Below are 24,240 nucleotides of genomic sequence, written 5' to 3' on the forward strand. Positions count from 1 at the left end.
TTGCGACTCCTGGTGGAATCGCGCCGTTAGGCATCACAGGTCGGTTAAGCGAGATCGTTGGATTTACGCGCGCAGGCCTTTTCTGTGGCCTATTTGTAACGCATCCGTGGGTTTTTGATCAATTGTCTAACTTAATTCGCACAAATGCGCACAAATTGTCTTGACCTGTCATTATCAATCAATGAAAGATGTCGGTATTAAGACATTGCGTCCCGATCAGGACACAAAGGGCAATTGCGATCGTTTGAGCGACAGGAAAACCTGCGCCGATCGCGCGTACCGCCCGGCGTGTGTTCGGCCTGGCGCAGGCTATGGAATTCACAATAGCGCGGCCAACCGCGCCAGGAGGAAAAAGGTGAAGAAGACAGTTCACACCACAGGTGCGCGTACTCGCCTGACCAGCGGCACCGCTTTGGGTCTCGTCGCTTTGTTCGCGGTGAGCACGCTGGCGCATGCTCAGACGGCGGAAACGAGCAACGCCAATACCGCCGCGCAGACGCAATCCCTGACCGACGCCAAGAAGAAGGCGGCGGCGGACGATTCAACCCTGGTTATCGTCACCGGCGTGCGCGCATCGCAGCGTTCGTCGATCGACCGCAAGAAACACGCGGCGACCGCGACCGATTCCATCGTCGCGGAAGATATCGGCCAGTTTCCGGATAAAAACGTCAACGAGGCCATTTCGCGTATCGCCGGCGTGTCGTTGGATCGCGGCGATAACGGCGAAGGCCAGGGCTTCTCAATTCGCGGTCAGGGTATGGACACCACCCTGGTTGACGTCGACGGCATGAGCACGCTGAATACGGGCGGCGGCATCGCCGGCGGCGCGGGCAGCGCTGACGGCGGGCGCGGCGCGGACCTGCGCGAACTGCCGGCCGACATGGTCAAGAGCATCGACGTGATCAAGGGTTCGACCGCGGCGATGACCGAAGGCGGTTTGGGCGGCAGCGTGCATATCGAAACCCGCACCGGCCTTGATTTCAAGAAGCCGTTCTTCCAGCTCACAGTCGATGAGCAGATGAACTCGATCTCGAAGCAGTGGACGCCGGAATGGAGCGCCGTCTTCGCCCGTCAGTTCTTTGGCGGCCGTCTCGGCATGACCGGCAATATCGACTATTCCGAAACCCAGACCAATGCGGACGCGCAACAGCCGCAAACCTCCGGCAACGCCGGCCCGGCGCGCAACGCCGATTTCGATCAGTCTGCGGATAAGACCTTCACCTATGATCCGTCGATTGTTGACCCGACCGCGTCGGCGGGTAACTTCCGTGTTCTGAACTCGAATGGTTCGGCGCTTTATTCGTCTGCATCGCCCATCGATATTCTCAGCAAGTCGGCTGCGGCGGCGACAAAACAAGACTGCTATGCAGCTTTCCCGGCGCTGACCTCGGCGCAGCTTGCCGCGGTTCCTTCGGGCGACAATGTGCTTGGCACGGTGTCCAGCTCCGGCGTCTCGGCCTCCAACAACGCCAAGGCGGCGCAACTTGAGCAGGCGAATGAGCTGGCGACGTGTTTGAACCAGTGGAACGATTACGCGCCGTCACTGGTGCGTTATTTCTCCAAGCGCGCCTATGAGCGTCGTCTGGCCGCGCAATTGCGGTTTGACTACAAGGTCAATGACGATCTGACGCTTTATATCACCGGCAATATCCGTAACCGCACCGTCGATAACCGCGACGACACGCTGAACCTCGGCAGCCCCGGCTATAATCAGGGCAATGTCTGTATCCAGGGCGTGTGTAATACGGCGTCGTCGCAAGGCACGGTCGCTTCGACCTCCAACACCTATATTACGCCACGCACCGTCGCAACCGGCCTTGGCTACGGTTTTTACGACAATGGCCTGTGCGCGACTACCGTCACGGGAACAGGGACGGCGCAAAAGACGACGGGCTGCGGCGTCGAAAGCGACATCACCAATGCTGTCGTCGACGCTTCGCACCATCTGACCTCATTTACGCTGAACGATGCAAACGCCAATATCGACGCCATCCATTACCACACCCTGATCACCTCATGGGGCGCGCAGGTCGGCGGTCATTATCACCACGACAATGTCAAGCTCGACTTCTTCTACGGTGATTCCGGGTCGACCTGGCAGCAGGCGCAAATCCGAACGGCGGTGAACTACACCTACGGCTCCGTGAACATGCACGTCACGCCGTCGGGGCTGTGGACCTATGATCTGCCCAGCGGTTTCGATCTGGCGAGCCTGCCCTATTCCAACGTCAACAGCGCTGTTTCTTACAAGGCCGGCGCCGCCACAGCGCTGCAATCAGGGGCGCCAAACGCCTATACAGCGGCGCAGTCGGCGATGTGGGGCACGAATTTCAGCATCACGATGCGCCCGCGCATGTCCGATGACGCCGAAAAGCAACTCAAGCTCGACCTGAAATACGACTTCGAGAACAAGATTCCGTTCATCCAGGACGTTCAGTGGGGCCTGCAGACGCGTAATCACCATGGCGACGGCTGGGGTTATGGCGGTTATCAGGAGCATATTGGTTCTGGCGTCGCCAACACCACCTACGACACGGTCCCGTACAGCAATGGCAGCTATGTTGCGCCTGTGTACGTGCCTTCCGAAGCGTTGGGCGTCACTTATCGCTCCTGCTTGCCGCAGGGCGCGGGTACGGGCTATCAGTCGTGTGACTACGGTTATGCGCCCAACACGGTCGTCGGCTCCAACAACCAGCCGGTCGGCAATCTGTCCGCGCTTGGCGGCGTTATGACCATGACGCCGTCGGACCTGAACACGCTCATCCAGAGCGCGCTCTATACACGCGGTTACACCTATATGGGTGATTATGCGCAGAAGGGCGACGTTCTCGGCTCGTGGCCGTTGATCAATCCGGACGTGATCGAAAAGGCCATTCCGGGTTATCAGGATATTTTCAACCTGAGCTGCATGAAGACCTGTAAGGCTAATGACGGCACGGTCTACAGCCAGCCGCACTTCGCCTTCCATGAAAAGACTCAGGCCATGTACCTGATGTTCGATTTCGACCAGCAACTGCCTTGGTACGGAATGGAATTCAACGGCAATGTCGGCACCCGTATGGTGCGGACGGACGTGCAGGCGACGGGTTTCATGACTTTGGCCCATACTGCGGTCAATGCTGGCTGGGATCCGGTGCTGCACAATGGCGACGTCACCACGACGACGGCGGCGCTCAATACGTCGATCAATAATGAAACGACGGATTGGCTGCCAAGCTATAATCTGAACCTGTGGATTCTTCCTAACAAGCTGGTGGCGCGCTACTATTCCGGTCACGTCGTCTCGCGTCCGGCGCCGGCGGCCCTTCTGCCTTCGGGCACCTGCACGATCGACGAACGCAACCAGGCCGATATCAACGACACCCTGTCGGCCGACGGCACCAATAACTGTTCGGGCCGTATCGGCAATCCGGCTCTGAAGCCGTACAAGGCGATCAATCACAACGAGTCGCTGGAATGGTATCCGAACAAGGATTTCAACGTCTCGCTCGCCTATTTCTACAATAATGTCATCATCGGCAAGCCGATCGCCGCCAACCTGCCGGCGCAGAACTTCTTCCAAGGCAGCACCGCCACCGATCCTGTCACCGGTAAGCCGTTCTCTAACTACGATTTCAACGTCCCGTCCTATGTCAACGGTCCGGGCGGCCTGCAGCGTGGCATCGAATTCTCCACCAAGATCGCGTTTACGGCCCTGCCGTGGCAGCTCAAATATTTTGGTATCGACTACAACTACACCAAGATGAGCACGGCCAACTTCCAGGTGACTCAGGATCTGATCACGGGGGCCTACAATCCGCCCCAGTATCAGCGCGCCTTCACCCAGAACGCCACGCTGTGGTACGACGATGGTCGCCTGAACATGCGTCTGTCCTGGCAGACCCAGGCTGGCTATTTCGACTTCATCTCGTCCTGCTCGAACGCGCTCAACAACTATCCGACCGCCTTCCCGCAGTGCTCCGGTCAGACGATCCGTACGCCATATAACCCCGGCGGCACGAACTTCCGCGACAAGACTGGCTTCCTGGACGCCAAGATCAATTACAAGATCCGCAAAGACCTTGAAGTCTTCTTCCAGGGCCGCAACATCGGTCGCGCTCTGACCTATCGCGAGATCCAGCCGTACAACACCTATTCGGACGGCACGCCGACCCTGGAGAATATCTCCTATGGCGGCGCGCGCTGGGAAGTTGGCTTCACCTACCGCAACTAAGCCTGACCTCTCGGTCATGCGATCTGGCCGTCGCCCCGATGGGGCGGCGGCTTTTTTCTTTGGCGGGAAAGATTGACTTGGCTTGCGCGATATTGAAAGAATTTGATCAAAAGTGCGCCGGATGTGGCGCGATGGCGCGTTAAAGCCGTAGGTTCAGAGCAGGAGGCAGGCATGGATAATGGAGCGGGACGGATGACGCGGCGCGGGCTGATGATGGGCGCGACGGCTCTGGGCGTGGTCGCGGCCGCGGGATCGACCCTGAGCGCCGAGGCGAAGGCGCGTATCGGCGTGCCGGACACACAGGCGCTGTGGCTGGACCGTCATGCGCCCGCCTTCGCCGAAGGCCATACCTTCGGCGTGCCGTGGCCGCGCGGCGCGGTGTCGCCCAAGACGTCGTTTGCGCTCGGCGACCTGGCCATGCAGTCCTGGCCGCTGGCCTACTGGCCGGACGGTTCGGTGAAATGGACGGCGCATGCGCTCGGGCCGGTGGCTGGGGGCGCGGACGCTTACGCGCTCAAGCCAGGAACGCCCGCCGCGCCCGCCGCGCCGCTGAAGGTGAGCCAGAACGGCGCAGGCTTTGCCATCACCTCCGGCGATCTGGTCTGGACGATACCTGGCGCCAGCAAGACCCTGATGGCTGGCGCGACCCGTGCGGGCAAGCCTGCCGTCGGGGCGGTCACGTTAAGGGCGCTGGCTCAGGATGCGGCTTCGTTCGAGGACAAGCCCGACCTGAAGCAGACAGCCTATGACGGCGCGGTCGAAAAGGTCGTGCTGGAGCAGCAAGGGCCGGTGCGCAGCGTTATCCGCCTTGAAGGCCATCACACCGACGGATCGCGCCAGTGGCTGCCCTTTACGGTGCGGCTCTATTTCTACGCCGGGTCAGACGCCGTGCGCATCGTGCATAGCTTCATCTTCGACGGCGATGAGACGAAGGACTTTATCAAGGGGCTTGGCGTCGTGGCGCAAGCCCCGATGACGGACGAACTGTACAATCGTCATATCCGGTTTTCGGGCCAGAAGGACGGTGTGTGGGGCGAGGCGGTGCGTTCGCTGACCGGCCTGCGCCGCGACCCGGGCAAGGCGGCGCGGGAGGCGCAGATTGCCGGAAAGCACGTCGAACCGTCCATGATCGCGCCCTCGGTCGGCGATACGCTCGGCATGTCGCCCTACTGGAACGATTTTACCTGCGCCCAGGCGACGCCCGATGGCTATACGATCCGCAAGCGCGTCGAGCCGGGCCACGCCTTTATCGACTCCGCCGCCGATCACCGCGCCTCTGGGCTGTGTTATGCGGGCAGCCCGCAGGGTGGGGTGGCGCTGGGCCTCAAGGATTTCTGGCAGCGCGCGCCGACCCGGCTCGATATCAGAGGCGCGGCGGGCGATATGGCCGAGCTGACCGCCTGGCTGTGGTCGCCGGACGCCCCCGCCATGGACATAAGGCCCTATCGCCCGGACTGGGGCATGGACACCTACGCCAAGCAGAATGAAGGCCTGTTGCTGACCTATGAGGATTTCGAGCCCGGCTGGAACCGACCTTACGGCATTGCCCGCACCAGCGAACTGACGCTATGGGCCTTGCCCGCCACGCCGGAACGACAAAGATTTGCCGATATGGCCACGGCCCTGTCGCAGACGCCGCGCCTGACCGTCGCGCCGGAGCGGCTGCATCTGGTCGAGGGGATTTTCGGCGCCTGGAGTCTGCCGGACGCTTCCACCCCGACGCGCGCCCTGATCGAGGGCCGGATCAACTACCAGCTCGACTACTATTTGCAGCAGATCGAGGAGCGGAAGTGGTACGGCTTCTGGGACTATGGCGACGTCATGCACACCTATGACGCCGACCGGCATGTCTGGCGCTACGATATTGGCGGCTTCGCCTGGGACAATTCGGAACTCCAGTCCGACATGATGTTCTGGTACGGATATCTGCGCTCCGGCCGCGCCGATGTCTTCCGCATGGCCGAGGCGATGACGCGGCACACCTCCGAAGTCGATACCTTCCATATCGGGCCCTATAAGGGCTTCGGTACGCGCCACGGCGTGCAGCACTGGGCCGATTCCTCCAAGCAGCCGCGCGTCTCCAACGCCGCTTTCAAGCGCTTCTACTACTATCTGACCACCGATGAGCGCGTCGGCGACCTGATGCACGATTTGATCACGTCGGATCAGACGCTGAAGGACGTCTATATCGAGCGCAAGGTCGCCGCGGCGGGCGGCTCCGGCATCGGCATCCGCAAGCCGGTCCCCGGCACGGTCGATTGCAGCTTCGGCACCTCATGGGGCTCGTTCATCGCCGCCTGGCTGACCGAATGGGAGCGGACGCAGGATACGCAATGGCGCGACCGAATTTTGAACGGCATGAATTCGATCGCAAAGCTGAAATATGGCTGGTTCTGCGGCGGCGCGCCCTACGACTTAAAGACCGGCAAGTTCGTCGGGCCGGGCGATCAGATTTCGGTGTCGCACCTCAATGCGGTGTTCGGCGTGATCGAGATCACCGAGGAGCTGATGACGCTTGTCGATGCGCCCGCCTATAATAAGGCGTGGCTCGATTACTGCATCTATTACAATTCTTCGCCTGAAGAGATCAAAGCCTTCCTCGGCGTCGTGCCCAAGGACCGGTCATTGCGCGACGCCCATTCGCGCATGACGGCCTATGCGGCGCGCGAACTGAAGGATCCGAAACTGGCGGCGCGGGCCTGGAGCGAGTTTTTCGACGGCGATAACCGTCGCTGGCGCACCAACCTGCATCCGCAGGAGGACAAGGTGACGGGGCCGAATGTGCTCTATACAATCGAGGAAGATCCGACGATCTCGACCAATGGCGCATCGCAATGGGGGCTGGCCGCCATCGAGAATCTTGAGCTGATCGGCGACAGTCTGGAGGTGAATGCGCCGAAGGACTGAGGCGTACCAGATCCTTGCTTTAAGGATAGCGCGGCGCGCCGGTCAGCACCTCCCAAAGCCCGCCAAGGGTGCGAAAACCGGCGCCGATGGCTGAGAACAGCACGATCAGGCCCGCCATCAGCTCCAGCGGCACGGGCAGGGGCTGGGTCAGGAAGGTCGTGACGCGTGCGATCAACTGATCCAGCGTGCCCAGATGCAGCAGGTCGGCCAGGGGCGAGGCGGTCCACAGCCACAGGGCGAAACCCAGGCCCGCCATGCCCAGCGCCATGTCGATGAGGCCGCGCAGACGCACGCTGTTCGGAAAGGCCAGCATCATCGCGCCGAACGCAATATTCGGGGGTTAGCTGTCGCCTCATTTATTTATTTAAACGATCAAATAAATACCAAAATGGTAAAACCACACATCCGCAAATAAAGAAGAAAAGACAGAATTTTTTAAAATATATTACCCGATGACTAATGATATTTTTTCTGTGCTTCGACATGCCAGATGCAAGAATATTAAATATATTCTCACCAAAAGCAGCAAAAATACCCATGATGGCCACAAGTAATACCTGTATTGCCCAAAATTGAATGCTGTTAGCCACAGTTACTACATTCATAGATCACCTAATTGCACCCAGCCCCAGATGAGGTTACCGTAGCGGTCGATGTTTTCAAGTAAGAACCATTTGCAAAATCCGAAGAACGATTTTTTTTCGAGCCTTCCGTTACCTTGTGCGCATGCTTCGGAGACGCTGTTAGCCGCTAGGCTGGTCACATTTCTCATAATTTCTATTAGGCGAAAAAACATTGTAGCCGCCATTTAGTAATGTCGCACTCGTGCCAGTTAGAGATGGCACCCTCTTACAAGTTTGTGGGAGGTCCTCTAAATCATGGGGAAATCCCGGTGGGACGCCGGCACGGCGATCATGCAGGCGGTACAACCGGACGGTTGGAAAACCGTGATCGAAAACGCGCAGCTTGGTCAGGACAATGGGGACACGCTGGCTCGGTGCCGGCAGGCACCGGCGAAGTCAGGGCAGGCGCAGAAATGTATCGTGAAGGTATCGCTGGGCAACGGTGATAAATAGGTGGAGGCAAGGCGGGAAGCATGGCGAAATAGGCGATGACCGGCCAGTAGATCAGGTCTTTCAGCGCGGGCCAGTCGATCCGCGCCAGAGCGCCGGGGTCGATATTCATATTGGGCTGCGTGAAGAGCTGGGCGGTGACGCCAAAGTGGATCAGGCCGGTCCACCACAGGATGAACATGGCGCCGAACACGATGGTGGCGATGCCGCGCCCCGCCGACGATTGCCGCCAGCCGTAAAAGCGCGGACCGGGATAGGGCGGCTGCCAGCGCTGATGCCCGGCCCCGGATCGCGCGAAGGCGGGGCCAGACTGACCAGACAGCATGTCGCCCAGATCGCTCCAGTCCCACAGCGCAAAGTCGAGGAAGCGCAGGTCGCGCACGCGCCAGCGGTCGAGATAGTCGATCCTGATCGCCTTGCGCTCGATCACCCAGGCGACCGCTGTGGCCAGACCGATCAGGGTCAGGATGCCGCCAAGGCCGGAAACGATCGCCTGCCCGATCGCCTGAGTCGGGTCGGCGCCGCCTATGATGCGGCTGAAAAAGACGAGGGCCGACGCGAAAACCTCGATCAGGATCGCCAGCCGCACGAAAAAGGCCCAATAGGGATCAAGCGCCGGACCGATCACGGATTGCGGTTCCTGACGATAGCGCGCGGCGACAAGGATCGGATGGCCGATCTCGCGCAGCAGGGCTTCGGTTTCGTCCGGCGTCAGGGCGCGGCCCTGTTCGGCCTCCTTCGCCTCGATCCGGGTCAGGATCTCGTCGCGCAATTCGGCCACGACATCCTCACGCTGCGCCTTTGGCAGCAGGCGCGACACGGCGCGCAGATACGCTTCCAGCATGTCCATCTCAGCCCTCCTCATGACCGATGATCCTGTCCAGCGAGGCATTCATGCCGCGCCATTCCTGCGCCAGCCGCAGCAGCAGGGTCTCGCCCGCCGCCGACAGGCGGTAAAACCGCTTCTTTCTCTTGTCTTCCTCGCGCCATTCGCTGGCCAGCAGACCCTGTGATTCCAGACGGCGCAGCAGCGGATAGAGGGTGCTTTCCTCCATCTCCAGCCCGTCCTCTGCCAGGGCCTGACGCAGCGAATAGCCGTAACGCTCGACGCGCAACCGGGCCAGGACGGCAAGGCTCAGCGCGCCGCGCCGCAATTCGGCGCGCAGGCTTTCAAACAGGTCGCCTTCGGCATCCATTGGCTGGGTTCCATATAGTGTGTGGTACATACTGTATGTAAAACAGTATGTGTGAAACAGTAGAGAGTCAAGAGAGCGTCGCTGGCGGCATGGGGACCGTACAGCAAACTTCAGAATGGGGGATGGAACTTCATGTGCGGAGGCGGCGGGCCACCGGCGCGAAAAAGGCCGTCCGCCGGGGATAGGGCGGACGGCCTGAAGTTTCAGTCCATGGCTTTATCTCAGCCAAGACCCGGCGCGAAAAAGTCTTAGTATTTGACGCGCAGACCAAACAGATAGTCCGCATCGTAGAACTCGTTCTGCACCGGAAAGTTCTTGTCCTTGGTCTGGGTGAAGTCGAGGTGCGTGTTGCTGATGTTCTTCGCGTCCAGATAGAGCTGGAGGTGGTCGTTAAGCGCATAGGTCCCGCCGAAGTCGAGGCGGTAGCGGCCTTGCGAATAGAGGTCGGTCGAAGCGTCGCCGCCGACCGCCCAGAGATTGGTGGAGACGTAAGAGGCAGCCAGCTTCATCGCAACAGGGCCATAGGCATAGGTGAGCGCGGCATTGTAGTTGAACGGCGAGGTCTGCGGCAGGGTGTGATGCTCGCCTGGGCGAATTTCGCCGCGCGACTGCACATAGGTCAGATTGCTTTCAACGCCGAGGCCGGACAGCACGCTCGGCAGGAAGTCGAACTGCTGATCATAGCTCAGCTCCACGCCTTGCGCCCTGGCCGAGCCGACGTTGGAATAGCTGATCAGATTGACCTTTTGCCCGGTGAACCCCGACACATCGGTCGCGCCGAGCGTCTCGGTGGCGATGATGTAATTGTCAAAGGCCTTGTAGAACAGCCCCACCGACACCATGCCCTTGTGTGGCAGGTAGTAGGCGGCCGACAGGTCGAGATTGTGACCGAGCGTCGGTTTCAGATCCGGGTTGCCCTGGGTGACGACCGGGGTGGCGTTGAAGGTGTCGATCGAGCGCGCCGCCGTGATCTGGTTGAAGCCAGGCCGGGCGATCGCCGACGAGAAGGCCGCGCGAAGCTGAACCTGGTCGTTCGGATCATATTTGAAGCTGAGGTCGGGGAAAAGGTTGGTGTATTTGTGGTGCGTATCGTGCTTGGCCAGGAAGTTGCCGTCGGCATCGACATCGTTCGCGCGGTAGGTGCCGTCCGTGGTTTCGACGCGTACGCCGCCCGCGACGTCGACCTTGCCGAAGCTCGTATTGTACTGCACGTAGCCAGCATAGATGTTTTCGTTGTCGTCCTCATAGGTCGAAGGATCGGCGCTCAAGGAGGTCTGCGGGATTGTCAGAAGCTTGGCGTAGTCCGGCTGGGGCCCGATATTGTACTGGCCCTTGTAATAGGTTACGTCGGCGCCGGTGACGTAGTCGCTGAGCGACACCGCGCTGACGGCGAAATCGGCGGCGTAGTCCTGCTGCTTGCGGGTGCGCTCGCGCACATTGCCGCCGAACTTCAGGAAGCCGTTATCGCCGATCAGGGCCAGCGGCAGGGTGAAGTTCAGATTGCCCGCATATTCCTGATCATTGTTCTTGGACGGGCTATTGCCTTTTTTCAGCTTGGTGTAGAGCGAGGGATCAAGCACATTGACCCCGCCCAGCACCTGATAGACCGGGCGTTTGGCGTCGGTATTGTTGTAGATCACATCGACGCTGTTGGGATCGACGAAGCGCGCATTGACCGAATAGGGAAACTTGTCCGTGCCTTCCGTCCAGGACAGGCGCGCATCGACCTTGACCCGGTCCGCCAGCAGCGTGTCGCCGCCCAGCTCGATCAGGTCATTGCCAAGCTGTTCGCGCGTGTTGATGTCGGAATATTGCGGGCTGACCCCGCTGGAGGTGAAATTGCCCGTCGTATTATCGACGCTGACAATATTATCCGCCAGACCGTTCAGGATGAATTCGTGCTTGTTGGCGGTTTCGACATAGCCGGCATGGAAGCCACGCAGATAGATTTGCGAGTTGTCGTCGATCTTGTAGGTCAGGCCGCCGCCATAACCCTGGCGCGTGCGGTGATATTGATACCAGCGGTACTGCACGTCGTCGAAGGCCTTTTGCGTCAGGAAGGCGCTCGTGCCCGCAGGCGTGACGGTGGGATCATTGATATAGTCGGCCTCGATATCGTCGATGCCGCGCGAATCTTTGAGATAGGCGTAGCTGCCGATCACCGACAGCCTGCCATCGAAAAAGCGCTTGCCAAAGGTGATATCGCCCTTGACGACGCCGGTATGTCGCAAGGTCTCCGTACCGCCGCCTAAGCTGGCGTCGAACACCTCGGTCTTGCCCGCCGGAATGGAGCGGGGCTGAATATTGACGACGCCGCCAAGGCCTTCGGCGTCCATGTCCGGGGTCAAAGACTTGATCACCTCAAGACCGCCCAGAATGCCCGCCGGGAAGGCGTCGAAAGCGACGGCGCGCGCGCCGCCCTGCGGGGTTTGCGGGTTATTGGCCATCATGCGCACGCCGTCAAAGGTCGTGCCGTTCAGGTCGGCGTCCATGCCGCGGATATTGATGTAGCGGCCCGCGCCGGAATCGGACTCCATCGAAATGCCGGGCAGGCGTTGCAGGGCCTCGGCCGCATTGGCGTCGGGCAGGGAGCGGATCTGTTCCAGCGGCGCAATATCGATAATGGCGTTCGACTGCTTCTTGATCTCACGCGCCTGATCGCGCGTACCGACCACCACGACCGTTTCAATATTCTTGTTGGTCGTGTCAGCGGCCTGAGCCGTGTCCTGCGCCCGGACCGGGTGCGTGAAGATCAGGGCGGCGCCCATCGCCGTCGTGCTCAAGAGCCAAAGATTACGCTGAGTGTTGAACATGCCATAAGCCTCCCGGAGGGGCCTGATCACCACGATCGCCCCGCGCCTAAGGCTGGCTCTGTTGCGCTCTGTTGTTTACAAAACGGAGTCGGTTCAATGACAGTTTAAATATCTAACTGAGTGTTCAAAATAGAGTCTCACAAAATCCACACTGCGTTTATTAGTCATTCACTTTGTAATCATTTTTCATTCATTCTATTTGCGCTCAAACGTTTTTGCGATTTGGCAAACTAAGGGGCATCAAGGACATCAAAGATTGCAGTTGTTGAAAGATCAGATGACACACGTCTGCAAAACGATATTCGATCTGGTTATCTCTGGCCGGATCGGATAAAGAGTCGGCAATGGTCGGACAAATGACCAACCGGAGGGGAAGATGATGCTGTTGAGACTTGCCGTTTTGTTCATTGCCGCCGCGATCTGCGCGATGCCTGCCGTGGCGGCGACGTCCGATCCGGGCGCCAGTTTTCCACCGAAGATGCAGGCCTTTCCGCTCTATGGCGACGCGCCGATCCCGAATACCAAACCGGGGCCGGACACGGAAAAGGGAGACGGCACGGGCTGGGTGCAGAATGTCTCGCGGCCCGTCATCCAGGTCTATCTGCCGGCCAAAATCAAGGCGACCGGCGCCAGCGTGCTGATCATTCCGGGCGGCGGCTATGCCGGTCTGACCTTTGAGTATGAGGGCGTCCAGCAGGCGCAGTACTTCGTCGATCACGGCATTGCCGCCTTCGTGCTGAAATACCGGCTGCCGAGCGATGTCACCATGCAGGACAAGTCGATCGGACCGCTTCAGGACGCGCAGCAGGGGATGCGCTTTATCCGCCTGCACGCCAAGGCATGGAATCTCGACCCGGCGCGTGTCGGCGCGGTCGGCTATTCGGCGGGCGGGCATGTCGCCTCGACCCTGGCGACGCATTTTCAAAAGGCCTATGTGCCCAATCCTGAAAACGTCTCGCTTCGGCCGGACTTTGTGGTGCTGGCCTATCCTGTCATCAGCATGGACGCCAAGATCACCCATATGGGCTCGCGCGATGCGCTTTTAGGAACCTCGCCGTCCGATGCTCTGGTTAAAGAGTTCTCCAATGAACTGCATGTCACGCACGACACGCCGCCGACCCTGATCCTGCATGCCGCCGATGATACGCTGGTCGATATCGACAACAGCATCGTTTATTTCGAAGCCCTTCGTCATGCCGGTGTTCCGGTGGCGGCGCGGTTTTATGAAAAGGGCCAGCATGGCTTTCCGCTGATGCCGCGCGATGTCTGGCAAAGGGATATTATGGACTGGCTGACCGCGAATGGCTGGCTCTGTCCGACCGCCAAATAGGCGCGACGGCGAGACGTAGTCAGGATGCTGAGAAGCTGACATACTGATTGCTGTAACGCACTGAAAAAAGTTATGGGCGTCAGATTTGCAAGGCCGCCGCGATGGCGATTGGCGCTGGGTTTTTTATTTGCGCCCGCCACGTCAGCGGCGGCACTGGCTATCTTTATGCCCCTTTATCAAGGGGGGCCCGGTTATCTCAACCGCGTCATTATGACGATTCCCTGGTATGTGTTTTTCGATGACGATTCCCTGGTATCTGGTTTTCGGCGGCTATGTACCCCTGGCTTTATTCGGCTTGCCCGCATGGCTCCTTCTGCGTCATCGGCTGCCGATGAGTTTGGTAAACTGCGCCGTTGCAGGTCTTGTCATTGCCGCCGCACCAGGACTGATCCTGCAACTTTTGAGTCGCAATGATTACGAATATGGCGGCGGCCACGTCATGGTCCTGCATGGCCATTACACAGGGTGGGGCTGGCTTTATCTTGTACAGACAACGGGCGAGATGGCTTTGATCGGTCTCCTGACCGGAGCCATTTTCTGGTTGCTGGCGGCGGCCGGGGATAAAAACACACGCAAGACGAAAACATCGACACATGAGTCTGGTCATCTTTGAGCAGATCGGCTAGATGAATCGGTAATAGTCGGACAATTAACCAACGGAGGAAATCATGAAATCCATTTTGACCGCTTTTGTTGCGGGAGCGGCCCTGATGCTGGCCGTTGGCGCTCAGGCGGCGACGCTGGAGGCTTCCGGTACGCTCAAAGTCGATCAGCCGGGGCCGGTGATCAACAAGTACGTCTACTCGCAGTTTTCCGAGCATCTGGGGCGCGGCATTTATGACGGCGTCTGGGTCGGACCGGACTCCAAGATCCCCAATGTCGATGGCGTTCGCACCGACATTGTCGAGGCGCTGAAGGCGATCCATACGCCCGCTATCCGCTGGCCCGGCGGCTGTTTCGCTGACGAATATCACTGGCGCGACGGCATTGGCCCGCGCGATCAGCGCCCCGTGCGTAAGAACCACTGGTGGGCGGGCGATGCGGAAACCAACGCCTTCGGCACGCATGAGTTCATGGATTTCGTCGAGCAGGTCGGCGCCGATCCCTATATCTCGATCAATATCGGCTCATCCAATCCGAGCGAGATGCTGGACTGGATCGACTATATGACCTCGGACGGTCAGGACTCGCTGGCGAATGAACGCCGCAAGAATGGCCGCGATAAGCCATGGAAGACGCCGCTCCTCGGCTTCGGCAACGAGGCGTGGGGCTGCGGCGGCAATATGACGCCGGAATACTATTCCGACGAATTGCGCAAGTTCACCGGCTTCTACCACCGCGACCCGAACAATCCGACGATCCGCATCGCTTCGGGCGCCAATTCGGACGACACGCACTGGACCGATGTGGTGATGAAGAACGCCGGGCATAATATCGACGCCCTGTCGCTGCACTATTACACCATCCCGACCGGCAACTGGGATCATAAGGGCTCGGCGACAGGATTTGATGAGCAGGCCTGGACCGACACCTTCGCCCAGACGCTGAAGATGGACAAGATCATCTCCGACCACGAAGCGGTCATGGACAAGTACGATCCGCAAAAGCGCGTCGGCCTGTTCGTCGATGAATGGGGCACCTGGTACGATGTCGAACCGGGCACCAATCCGGGCCGTCTTTATCAGCAGAACACCCTGCGCGACGCCGTGCTGGCGGCGGCCAATTTCAACATCTTCCATCATCACGCCGACCGGGTGCGCCTGACCGCCATCGCCCAGACGGTCAATGTGCTGCAGTCGATGATCCTGACCGACGGCGACAAGATGGAGCTGACCCCGACCTATTACGCCTTTAAGATGTACGTGCCGTTCCAGGACGCGACGGAAATTCCGCTCGACATCACGGCGCCAAACTTCACCAAGGGAGCGACCACCATCCCGGCCTTCAACGTCTCGGCGGCGAAGGGTAAGGACGGCAAGATCTATATCGGTTTCGCCAGCATGGACCCGGAGGACGCCAGCAAGGTCACGATCGACCTTGGCGATCTGAAGGCCAAATCGGTGTCGGGACAGGTGATGACCGCCGCCAAGATGGACGCCACCAATCCGATGGGCGCAGCGCCCGTCGTCGCGCCGGTCGATTTCAAGGGCGCAAAGCTGAGCGGGGGCAAGCTCACCGTGACGCTTCCGGCCAAGTCGGTCGTGGTGCTGAGCCTGCAATAATGGCTGAGGTGACGATCCTGTCCGCCGGTGAGGGCAATGTCCTCATCGGCGACGCGCCCGACCGGAGATTAGAGGCCGTCAGCCGCGCCGAACTGTGGAGCTACCGCGTGGACAAGCCCCGCGCGGCGGCTCTGGTATTCGCCGGTGGCGGCTATGTGTCGCTGATGCTCGACCGCGAGGGCGTTGAGATTGCACAGTGGCTCAACGACAACGGCTATGACGCGCATGTGCTGATCCATCGCCTGCCGGGGCAGGCGGACGGGGCGGGGGGCGTCTTTGCGTCCGATATCGCCCTGAACGACGCCCTGACGGCGCTGGCGGTGATCGGGGAGGGCTTGCCGCTCGTGCTTGTGGGTCTGTCGTCCGGCGGCCATCTCGCCGGGGCCGTCGCCTGTCAGGTCAGGGCCTCGGGTGTGATCATCGCCTATGCGCCGATCAACGCCAACCATAAGGCTTACAAGGCTCCGGCGGGCAAGCCGGACTATCCGCCGGTGCAGAAACAGCAGTTCTATAATGACTGGCCGATTGGCATAAAGGCCGAGCCGCATGGCGTGCCGTCCTGCCCGGTGTTTCTGGCCTATGCGCTGCATGACAACGCCGTGCCGGTCGAACATGCGTTGAACTTCATCATGACCGCGCGCGATCTGGGGCTCGATCTCGATGCGCATATTTTCGGGCAGGCGCCGCACGGCTTTGCCCTGCGGGAAAAGGACGGTACGCAAGGTCTGTGGCCGGAGCTGGCGCTGGACTGGATGCGGCGGAAGATCAGTTGAAATCGAACACGGTGGTCTGGCGGTAGGTTTCGCCGGGGCGCAGCACGGTGGAGGGGAAGTTGCTGTGGTTGGGGGCGTCGGGGAAGCCTTGCGTTTCCAGCGCCACGCCGGCGCCGGGGGCGAGCGGGTCGCCATTGGAATCTTTTAAGGAACCGTTGAAGCCGCTGGCTGTATAGACGACGAGGCCAGCCTGGGTCGTGCGCACGGTGAGGCGGCGGCCGGAGGCGGGATCGGTGAGGATGGCGGCGGTTTTTATGCCGCTTCCGTTCAGCACGAAGGTGTCGTCGAGTTTCTTGCCCGCGCTGAGCGGCCTCGGTTTACGCCAGTCATAATCGCCGCTCACCGGCGCGATCTCGCCGGTCGGCAAATGCAGCTTATCGAGCGGCAGATAATGTGAGGCCGGGATGCGCAGGCTCTGGCCATAGATGTCGCCGTGGCCGCTGAGGTTAAAATAGGCGTGGTCGGTCAGGTTGACGATGGTGGGCTTCGTGGTCCGCGCCGTATAGTCGAGCCGCAAGGCCTTGTCCTTCAGGCTATAGCGCACCGAAACGCCCAGCGCGCCCGGAAAGCCGTTATCGCCGTCGGGGCTGACATAGGACAGGTCTATGCCGCAGCCGCTTTTGAGCCTGCGCGCCGACCACAGGCGCGACCCGAAACTGTCCTTGCCGCCATGGGTGATCACGCCTTTCGCATTGCCGGGCAGGGGATAGAACTGACCGTCCAGCGTAATGCCGCCGCCGCCAATCCGGCCCGCATAGCGCCCGATCAGGCTGGAGACGTTCGGGCGGGCCTCATAGGCGGCGAGGCTGTCGAGATTGCGCACCACATTGGCCCGGCGGCCCTGCGCGTCAGGGACATTCAGGTCGTGGAGGATGCCGCCGAGCGTCAGCACGCTGGCCGAGATGACGCCATCGTCAACATGCCAGATCTCGACCTTGCGGCCATCCCGCAAGGTGCCGAAGGGCGCCGGAGACACATGGCAGGCCGCCGCAGCGGGCATGGACATTGAGAGCGGGGCGATCAGCGAAAGGATGAGAAGCCCGGCGGCGCGCATGATCGAAAATCTCCAAAAAAGAGGCCGTTTTGCAGGGAAGCAAAACGGCCAGCGATTCCAACAGGGAGAAATAGGAACGCCTAAACGCTTGGAGTGAAAGGACCGCTTCCGGGGGGATGTGGAAGCGACCCGATGTCTCGCGCGAATGCGAAACGTGTCAGTCATCGACCTGAACCTTGTACGGCGCCTGATGAGCGAAGGCAACACAAAAATGATCGAAAATGATAAATATTGTCATATATGATCATATTCAATCGTATAACCAGCGAGGCCGCAGGGCGTACGCATGGTCATTCCGCTTGCAGGCTGGCCACGCCGGAGGTCAGGCCCGGCGCGGCGGCGGTTACCGAAATCGCGCCATTGGTTCCCGTCGCCCGTATCATGATCAGGGCCTGGCCGTTATAGGCGTCGCGGGTGGGCGAGTCGAACATTGTGTGGTCGGTGGGGCTGCCATTGTCGAAGGCGGCCAGATCGCCTGCGCCGCTGACCGAGACGGTGATGGGGACGTGTGCGTCGGGGACGAGCACGCCCTTGGCGTCAACGATCTGCGCGCGGATAAAGCCGATATGGTCGAAGCCGGGCGCGAGCTTATCCTCTTCTGCGACCAGCTTCACGGCTGCGGGCGCGCCTGCGGTTTGCAGGGTGTTTTCGGCAATCTTACGGCCCTTTGCGTCATAGCCGACGGCTTTGAGCGTGCCGGGCGCGAAGCTGACATCCCAGGTGCGCGCCGAGGCGTCCTGATGGATCGGCTGCTTGCCCAGTGATTTGCCGTTGAGGAACAGTTCGGCGACCGGGGCGTTGGAATAGACTTCGACCTTTTCGGTATGCGCGCTGCGATCCTTGGGCGACCAGTCGGCGAAGGCGCCGGGCAGGGCGCGGCTCAGGGCCTGATTGACCTCGGCCCCGACCGCGCCAGCGGTATCGCGGGTTTTGGCCACGCGCCGGGCCATGGCGATGAAAGGCTTCTGCGACCACCACGAGGCGCGCTCCAGCCCGATGGCCTTGACCACGCCGTCGCGATCGATCAGGCCGGACGGGTTGGAAATATAGGGCCAGCCCGCACGGTCGGCCTCGCCCAGATAGTCGATGCCGGTCCACAGGAACATGCCCGAATAGGCCGGATTGTCGCGCACCATGACCCACGGGCCGCGATCCTTGGTGTTCTCGGTGCCGATGATCTTGCGCGACGGCTTGTCGGCATGGGCCTTGGCCAGTTCGTTTTCGCGGTAATTCTGGCCGACCACGTCGAGCATGTCGGCCAGGCCGTCGTCATAGTCGTGGCTGACATTGGGGCGGAACAGGGCCTGGGTGACGGGGCGCGTCGGGTCTTCTTCATGGAAGATGTCGCGCAGGCGTTGCAAGGTCGCCTTGGCGCTCTCGGCGTCGGGCGTGTCGTGGATCTCATTGCCGATTGACCAGATGGCGATGGAGGGGTGGTTGCGGTCGCGGCGCGCCATACTGCGCGCGTCCTGGCTCGACCAGTCGGAGAAGAACAGGTGATAGTCCTGCGGATTCTTGGCGACGGTCCACATGTCGAAAGCCTCGTCCATCACCACAAAGCCCATACGGTCGCAAAGGCTAAGAAATTCCGGCGAGAACGGATGGTGGGCGGTGCGGATCGCGTTGACGCCGAGGGATTTGAGGATGCGGAGGCGGCGTTCATAGACATCGAGCGGCACGGCCATGCCGAAAGCGCCGCCGTCAGCATGGATGGCCACGCCCTTGAGTTTGATATTTTTCCCGTTGAGCCAGAAGCCGGTGTCGGCGCGGAACTCCATGTTTCTTATACCGAAACTCTGATCACTTTCGTCACGCAAGTCGGAATCGGCGACCAGCGTGATTTTGGCGGCGTAGAGGGCGGGCGTGTCGAGCGACCATAGCTTTGGATTTGCAAGCGAGCCTTGCGCGGTCAGTTTCGCCGTCGCGCCGGGAGCGAGGGTTTGCGGCGCGCTCTGGAAACTGGCGACCGCCTTGCCGTCCGGGTCCGTCACGGTGATGACGAGATGCGCGTTGACCGGCTTATCCGTGGTGTTGACGGCTTCGCTGTCGATCCTGACCGTGGCGCTGTCGGCGGTGATCGACGGCGTTGAGATGGCGGTTCCGTCGGTAACGAGATGCGCCTTGTCCTGTACGATCAGATGGACGTGGCGGTAAATGCCGCCGCCCGCATACCAGCGCGAGGCGGGCTGGTCCGAGGTGTCGGCGCGCACGGAAATGACATTCTCGCCCGCCTTCAAGTACGGCGTCAGGTCGTATTGAAATGTCGCATAGCCGTTGGGACGATAGCCGAGATGGTGGCCATTGATCCAGACGCCGGAGCGCGCCATGACGCCGTCAAAGCGGATGGCGACATCCTTGTTCGCCGCCACAGCGGGCAGGGTGAAGTGCTTGCGATACCAGACCGTGCCACTGGGCAGCCAGCCGCCGGAGCCGGTCGTGGGCGCATCCTGGCTGAAAGGGCCCTTGATCGCCCAGTCATTGGGCAGGTCCACAGGCGTCCAGTCGGAGTCAGCGGCTTTCGGGTCGGGGCCAAGCCCTGTGTCGCCCTTGTGGAACAGCCAGTTGGCGTCAAAATTGACGGTGTCCGCCTGGGCGGCGCCCGCGATAAGCGCGGCCAGCGCCGCGCCGGTCAGCATGAGTTTGCGCATGGTTCTATTGTCCCTGATCGTTTTTGGGCTCCCCGGCCAAGGATCAACCTATCAAGGCGCCGTTGTGGCGGCAAGATTGCAAATGCTTCAATGTGAAGTAAATTGCGCATATATGAGCAAAATTGCAAATTGACCTCTTGCGCTTTAGCCGTCCTGCGGTAAGACTGGACGAGCCCTCGGCGGACGGGCGCCAAAAAAAGATCCAAAAATAGATACAGGGCCTTTTCAGATGAGATTTCCGCGCCGCCTTTTGCTGACCGTAGCCGTTTACGCGCTGGCGGGAGCGGCGCGCGCGCAAACTACGGACGGTTTGCTGTTTTCTCTGTCGGGCGAGCATGGCCTGACCGCCGAAACAGCGGGCGGGCAAGCGGGGCCGATCTTCGCCACGCGCGTCGATGAGACCGATGGCGTGGTGGGCAAGGGTCTGTCGTTCAAATCGGCCCTGTCCCTGGCCTGGTCGGCGCCCGGCAATATCTATGCGCGGCGCGGCACGGTGTCCTTCTGGTTCCGCGCGAAGACGCCGCTGGGGCATACGCCGTTTCCGGTGTTCCGTGTCGCCAAAAGCGACGGCACAAGCTGGGACATGCAGTTCCTGCGCATCGACTGGAACGGGCATGGCTTCGACGCCTTCGTCACCGATACCGGCCTTGCGCGCACACGGGTCTCGTACCGCATGGACGCGATCCCTGCGCCCGACCGCTGGGTGCATATCGCCTTCGCCTGGGACGAGACGCAAGGCGTCAAGCTGTGGATCGACGGTAAGCCGGTCGCGCAGAAGGCCGCGAAAGCCGTCTATGATCAGGGGCTTTGGGGCTTTGGGCCATTCCAGCGCATCGTCGCGCCGTGGCAGGTGCATTCGCTCTATAACTATAAGCGCACCGGCGATCTCGACGAACTGCGCATCTATGACCACATGATGAGCGACGCCGAGGTGGCGGTGCTGGATCAGCATAAGGAACCGATGGCGGCGCCGGTTGCAGAAGCGCTGAGCGATCCGGCGACGCGCGATGACTGGAACCTGCGTTACGGCTGGAACCGGCCGGACGACCTGCCCGCCCTTTTGACCGATCCGGTCACCACGGTGCGCAAGGTTGAATTCACCGGCACGTGGGATCTCAAGGAAAAGAATTTCAAGGGCGCGGACGGCATTCGCGAAACCACCTGGCCGGGCGTTTATAATCGCTCGTCCTTGCCGGGACGGCACGACTATTTCGAGCTGCCCGACTGGAATGTCTATGCGTTGGGCGGCAAGACCTACAGGCTCGACCTGCCCGACGAGCCGTGGAACCGCATCGAGATCAACGGGACAGCTTACGGTGAGCTGAAACGCGGCGACCAGACCCTGTTTACCCGCCCGCCAGGACAGGAGCGCACCTCCAATACCGTGCCGGTGCAGACTGGCGGCGAAATCCAGTTCGTCAACACGGCGCAGGAAACGCCGATTGAGGAGATCGGCGCCTATTATGTCCATGCGGGCAAGGTCCCGGACGGCTATGTCACGCTCGACTATACGGTGGCGGCCTCTGCCGATCCGGCCTTCTATCCGGCGCTGGACGGACTTCGCGCGCATATTGACGGGCGCTATCTGCCCGATGAGCGCGATGAGGTTGTGGCCCTGCCCAAGGGCGCGCCGCGCAAGCCTGCGCCCGCGCAAGGCAGCGCTTACCTGCCGATCGTGCATGTCTTAGTCCCCGGCGATTTCCGCTCGCCCTTGCCGGGCGATCCGCCGACGCGCTTCTCTTACGGCTGGGAGAATATGAATGCCGGGCTGGACGGGGTGGCGCTCGACCTGCCTGCCCTGAAGGGCGATGGGCCGATACCGCTCAATATTAGGGTGAAAGACCCAACCTGGCCGGATCGCGACCTTCTGGACATTAATGTCTCTGTGCCGCCGAATACGCCGCGCACCCTGTGGCTGGATACGCGCGACCGGCTATTGCCGAACGGGACCAATCTCTACCTCACCGTGGCGGCGGGCGAGGCGGGCTTCGATGCGCAGAGTCTTGACGGGATGCGCGTGCGGCTGGTGTTCAAAAAGGCTGTCGAGGCGAAGGCCGAACACATTGCCGACCGCATGGAACAGGCGCGCGACAATTTAAGCTTCCTCGTCGAGGAGCAGCCCAATATCCGGCTCTATCCTTTGTGGGACCGCTTTGAGCGCGACATTACCGATGTCCTGCGCGTCGATCCCGACAATGCGACGGCGCGCGCCTACTGGGTCGAGAAGAATCCCGAACAGCCCTATGCTGACTATAAACCGACGCCTGCGCCAGCGGGCGTGCCGCAATGGGCCTGGGCGCAGAGCCAGGATCTGAAGCTGTTCCGGCAATTCGCCGACTGGTGGATCGACCACCGCCAGATCTCCGACGGTGAATTTGGCGGCGGCCTGTCCGACGACACCGACCTCGTCAACCAGTGGGTTCCTCTGGCCCTGATGGGGGTCGAGCCTGAGAAGATCATCAGGTCGCAGGAAGCCGTGACCGACGCGACCTTCGCCAATGGCATGTGGAGCGGGGGTTTGAGCCGTATCCGCGCCGATGAGTTGCACTCCTATGAGGAGGGCATCAATACGGTGGCGCAATCCATGCTGATCGACTGGGGCAATCCGGCCTATATCGAGCATGGCATGGCGGTGGCGCGCGAATATCCGCGCCTGATGCAGGTCAATGCCGCCGGTCACCGGCACTTCGTGTCGAGCTACTTTTCCGGGACGGATATCGACCGCGACGATGGCATGGGCGTGCAGAAGCCCGACAATTTGCTGGTCACCCATCCCGGCCTGATGCTGGTTGATTATAATGGCGACCCGAAGACCAAGGCCATATTGCTCAGCCTGCTGGACGGCTGGCTGGCCCATGGCGAAAAGGGCCCGCGCGGCTGGAGCTTCCCGTCGGATATCGACTGGGCGACGGATAAGGGCTCAGGCCACGGCGTAGATATCGCCGTACATGACTTCTGGGCGGCCTATAGCTGGACGGACGACGATAAGTATCTGCGACCGATGGACGGGGCGCTGAACGGCGATCTGCGCGGCCTGACCGAGTTGAACGCCGATGTGCTGCATCGTGTGCCGGGCGAAGACAAGGTGGCGCAGAAGATCGCCGCAAACGCCGATCAGGCAGGCGGCGGGACGATCGACCGGAACCTGGGCGGCGCGACGGCGGGGCAGTTCGCGCGGTTCGTGCGCTGGCAGGAGACGGGCGATACTTCCATCCTGGCCGGGCTTTATGGCGACGAGGTCGAGGCCGTCACGCAGCGCATGCCGGTCCTGACCTCGCTCGAAGCCTGGGTGGACCGCGTCAGCGTGCCGAGCGACCTTCTGCAAAGGACGCGGCTCGGCGGGGTGGCGCACCGGCGCATGGCCTTTTATCCGGGCAATATTGTCAGTTGGCGCTTTTCGTCGGGCGGCAAGGACGTGTCTGGCGAAAACGTCGCCATTCTGATCCGCAAGGGCGATCCGAAAGCCTTTTCCGTCACCGCCTATAATCTGACCGATCAGCCGGTGACGGCAAGCATGACCGGCGCGCAACTGGACGCCGGGACGTGGCGCCTGAAGGGGCCGGAGGGTGTGCGCGAGGTGCGGCTGGAACGCGGGCGCAGCGTGGACCTATCCCTGCCGCCGCATCAGCAGGTAAGCTTTGATCTGGCCTTGCAGACGCCGGGCGATGATCCGGCGACGCGGCCCGATATCGGTCTTTCGAGCCGTGACCTCGTTGTGAAGGGCCGCACCCTGACGATTACTGCGCATAGTCTGGGCGCGAAGCCGACGCCGACGGGCGTGGCGATCGTCACGGACGCGGCGGGGCATGAGCTGACGCGCGCACGTTTCGGACCTTTGCCGGCGCCGACGGACCTGTTGCCGAAGACCGTTCAAATCAAGACCAGATTGCCGAGGACGTCCGGACCGGTGCGCGTCACATTGCGGCTTGACGGCCAGCCGACTGAGATTACGCAGATTAACAACAGCGCCGTAACGCCGGGCGCGTAAGTTCACAGGCGGGGGAGACTTAC

The 24,240-nt window shown here is 61.0% G+C and carries 13 protein-coding genes and 1 pseudogene; 8 read left to right on the plus strand and 6 right to left on the minus strand.

Going from position 1 to position 24,240, the window contains the following annotated elements; translation table 11 throughout:
* Window positions 1-355 precede the first annotated feature (355 nt).
* Both ACTHLA_RS00080 and ACTHLA_RS00085 read left to right on the plus strand, forming a co-directional pair.
* The gene (locus ACTHLA_RS00080; RefSeq protein ID WP_440183826.1) at window positions 356-4,213 is read left to right on the plus strand and encodes a TonB-dependent receptor; all 3,858 of its coding nucleotides are present in this window, start codon (window positions 356-358) and stop codon (window positions 4,211-4,213) included.
* A 171-nt stretch (window positions 4,214-4,384) separates the two neighbouring features.
* Entirely contained in the window at window positions 4,385-7,120 is a 2,736-nt protein-coding gene (locus tag ACTHLA_RS00085) for an exo-rhamnogalacturonan lyase family protein (RefSeq protein ID WP_440183829.1), read from the plus strand.
* A gap of 19 nt (window positions 7,121-7,139) precedes the next feature.
* Here ACTHLA_RS00085 and ACTHLA_RS00090 read toward each other — a convergent pair whose 3' ends face one another.
* Entirely contained in the window at window positions 7,140-7,436 is a 297-nt protein-coding gene (locus ACTHLA_RS00090) for a hypothetical protein (protein ID WP_440183832.1), read from the minus strand.
* Between the two features lie 598 nt (window positions 7,437-8,034).
* On the opposite strand from ACTHLA_RS00090, the gene ACTHLA_RS00095 reads away from it, so the two are divergent.
* Window positions 8,035-8,196, plus strand: coding sequence for a DUF6118 family protein (locus tag ACTHLA_RS00095; protein ID WP_440183932.1), 162 nt, complete (start codon window positions 8,035-8,037; stop codon window positions 8,194-8,196).
* A gap of 661 nt (window positions 8,197-8,857) precedes the next feature.
* Here ACTHLA_RS00095 and ACTHLA_RS00100 read toward each other — a convergent pair.
* The 3 genes and pseudogenes from ACTHLA_RS00100 to ACTHLA_RS00110 all read right to left on the minus strand — a co-directional run.
* Window positions 8,858-9,085: pseudogene (locus ACTHLA_RS00100) on the minus strand (HAAS signaling domain-containing protein); the annotation flags it as partial.
* Entirely contained in the window at window positions 9,045-9,389 is a 345-nt protein-coding gene (locus tag ACTHLA_RS00105; RefSeq protein ID WP_440183835.1) for a PadR family transcriptional regulator, read from the minus strand. The gene ACTHLA_RS00105 and the pseudogene ACTHLA_RS00100, both read right to left, overlap by 41 nt.
* Before the next feature lie 248 nt (window positions 9,390-9,637).
* Entirely contained in the window at window positions 9,638-12,202 is a 2,565-nt protein-coding gene (locus tag ACTHLA_RS00110; RefSeq protein WP_440183837.1) for a TonB-dependent receptor, read from the minus strand.
* Between the two features lie 376 nt (window positions 12,203-12,578).
* Between ACTHLA_RS00110 and ACTHLA_RS00115 the strand changes: the two genes are divergently transcribed.
* From ACTHLA_RS00115 to ACTHLA_RS00130, 4 genes are all read left to right on the plus strand, one after another.
* A complete protein-coding gene (locus ACTHLA_RS00115) occupies window positions 12,579-13,532 on the plus strand; it encodes an alpha/beta hydrolase (RefSeq protein ID WP_440183840.1) in 954 nt (317 codons plus the stop codon).
* Window positions 13,533-13,770: 238 nt separating this feature from the next.
* A complete protein-coding gene (locus ACTHLA_RS00120; RefSeq protein WP_440183843.1) occupies window positions 13,771-14,145 on the plus strand; it encodes a hypothetical protein in 375 nt (124 codons plus the stop codon).
* A gap of 55 nt (window positions 14,146-14,200) precedes the next feature.
* Complete coding sequence (locus tag ACTHLA_RS00125; RefSeq protein WP_440183845.1) at window positions 14,201-15,754, plus strand: alpha-N-arabinofuranosidase; 1,554 nt, start codon at window positions 14,201-14,203, stop codon at window positions 15,752-15,754.
* On the plus strand, window positions 15,754-16,527 hold the full coding sequence (locus ACTHLA_RS00130) for an alpha/beta hydrolase (protein WP_440183847.1): 774 nt from the start codon (window positions 15,754-15,756) through the stop codon (window positions 16,525-16,527). Before ACTHLA_RS00125 ends, ACTHLA_RS00130 begins: the two co-directional genes overlap by 1 nt.
* Here the strand turns inward: ACTHLA_RS00130 and ACTHLA_RS00135 are convergent.
* Both ACTHLA_RS00135 and ACTHLA_RS00140 read right to left on the minus strand, forming a co-directional pair.
* Window positions 16,520-17,581, minus strand: coding sequence for an aldose epimerase family protein (locus tag ACTHLA_RS00135; RefSeq protein WP_440183849.1), 1,062 nt, complete (start codon window positions 17,579-17,581; stop codon window positions 16,520-16,522). The two genes, ACTHLA_RS00130 and ACTHLA_RS00135, sit on opposite strands and share 8 nt — an antisense overlap.
* A 290-nt stretch (window positions 17,582-17,871) precedes the next feature.
* A complete protein-coding gene (locus ACTHLA_RS00140; RefSeq protein ID WP_440183851.1) occupies window positions 17,872-20,229 on the minus strand; it encodes a glycoside hydrolase family 2 protein in 2,358 nt (785 codons plus the stop codon).
* A gap of 229 nt (window positions 20,230-20,458) precedes the next feature.
* Between ACTHLA_RS00140 and ACTHLA_RS00145 the strand changes: the two genes are divergently transcribed.
* Window positions 20,459-24,217, plus strand: coding sequence for a LamG domain-containing protein (locus tag ACTHLA_RS00145; RefSeq protein ID WP_440183854.1), 3,759 nt, complete (start codon window positions 20,459-20,461; stop codon window positions 24,215-24,217).
* Window positions 24,218-24,240: the final 23 nt, after the last annotated feature.

Source organism: Asticcacaulis sp., from assembly GCF_051956075.1.
Lineage (GTDB): Bacteria > Pseudomonadota > Alphaproteobacteria > Caulobacterales > Caulobacteraceae > Asticcacaulis.

What these genes read in the sequence shown, in the direction of transcription:
- ACTHLA_RS00085 (WP_440183829.1), top strand. Translation starts at nt 4,385, where the DNA reads ATGGATAATGGAGCGGGACGGATGACGCGGCGCGGGCTGATGATGGGC.
- ACTHLA_RS00090 (WP_440183832.1), bottom strand. Translation starts at nt 7,436, where the DNA reads ATGATGCTGGCCTTTCCGAACAGCGTGCGTCTGCGCGGCCTCATCGAC.
- ACTHLA_RS00095 (WP_440183932.1), top strand. Translation starts at nt 8,035, where the DNA reads ATGCAGGCGGTACAACCGGACGGTTGGAAAACCGTGATCGAAAACGCG.
- ACTHLA_RS00105 (WP_440183835.1), bottom strand. Translation starts at nt 9,389, where the DNA reads ATGGATGCCGAAGGCGACCTGTTTGAAAGCCTGCGCGCCGAATTGCGG.
- ACTHLA_RS00110 (WP_440183837.1), bottom strand. Translation starts at nt 12,202, where the DNA reads ATGTTCAACACTCAGCGTAATCTTTGGCTCTTGAGCACGACGGCGATG.
- ACTHLA_RS00115 (WP_440183840.1), top strand. Translation starts at nt 12,579, where the DNA reads ATGATGCTGTTGAGACTTGCCGTTTTGTTCATTGCCGCCGCGATCTGC.
- ACTHLA_RS00120 (WP_440183843.1), top strand. Translation starts at nt 13,771, where the DNA reads ATGACGATTCCCTGGTATCTGGTTTTCGGCGGCTATGTACCCCTGGCT.
- ACTHLA_RS00125 (WP_440183845.1), top strand. Translation starts at nt 14,201, where the DNA reads ATGAAATCCATTTTGACCGCTTTTGTTGCGGGAGCGGCCCTGATGCTG.
- ACTHLA_RS00130 (WP_440183847.1), top strand. Translation starts at nt 15,754, where the DNA reads ATGGCTGAGGTGACGATCCTGTCCGCCGGTGAGGGCAATGTCCTCATC.
- ACTHLA_RS00135 (WP_440183849.1), bottom strand. Translation starts at nt 17,581, where the DNA reads ATGCGCGCCGCCGGGCTTCTCATCCTTTCGCTGATCGCCCCGCTCTCA.
- ACTHLA_RS00140 (WP_440183851.1), bottom strand. Translation starts at nt 20,229, where the DNA reads ATGCGCAAACTCATGCTGACCGGCGCGGCGCTGGCCGCGCTTATCGCG.
- ACTHLA_RS00145 (WP_440183854.1), top strand. Translation starts at nt 20,459, where the DNA reads ATGAGATTTCCGCGCCGCCTTTTGCTGACCGTAGCCGTTTACGCGCTG.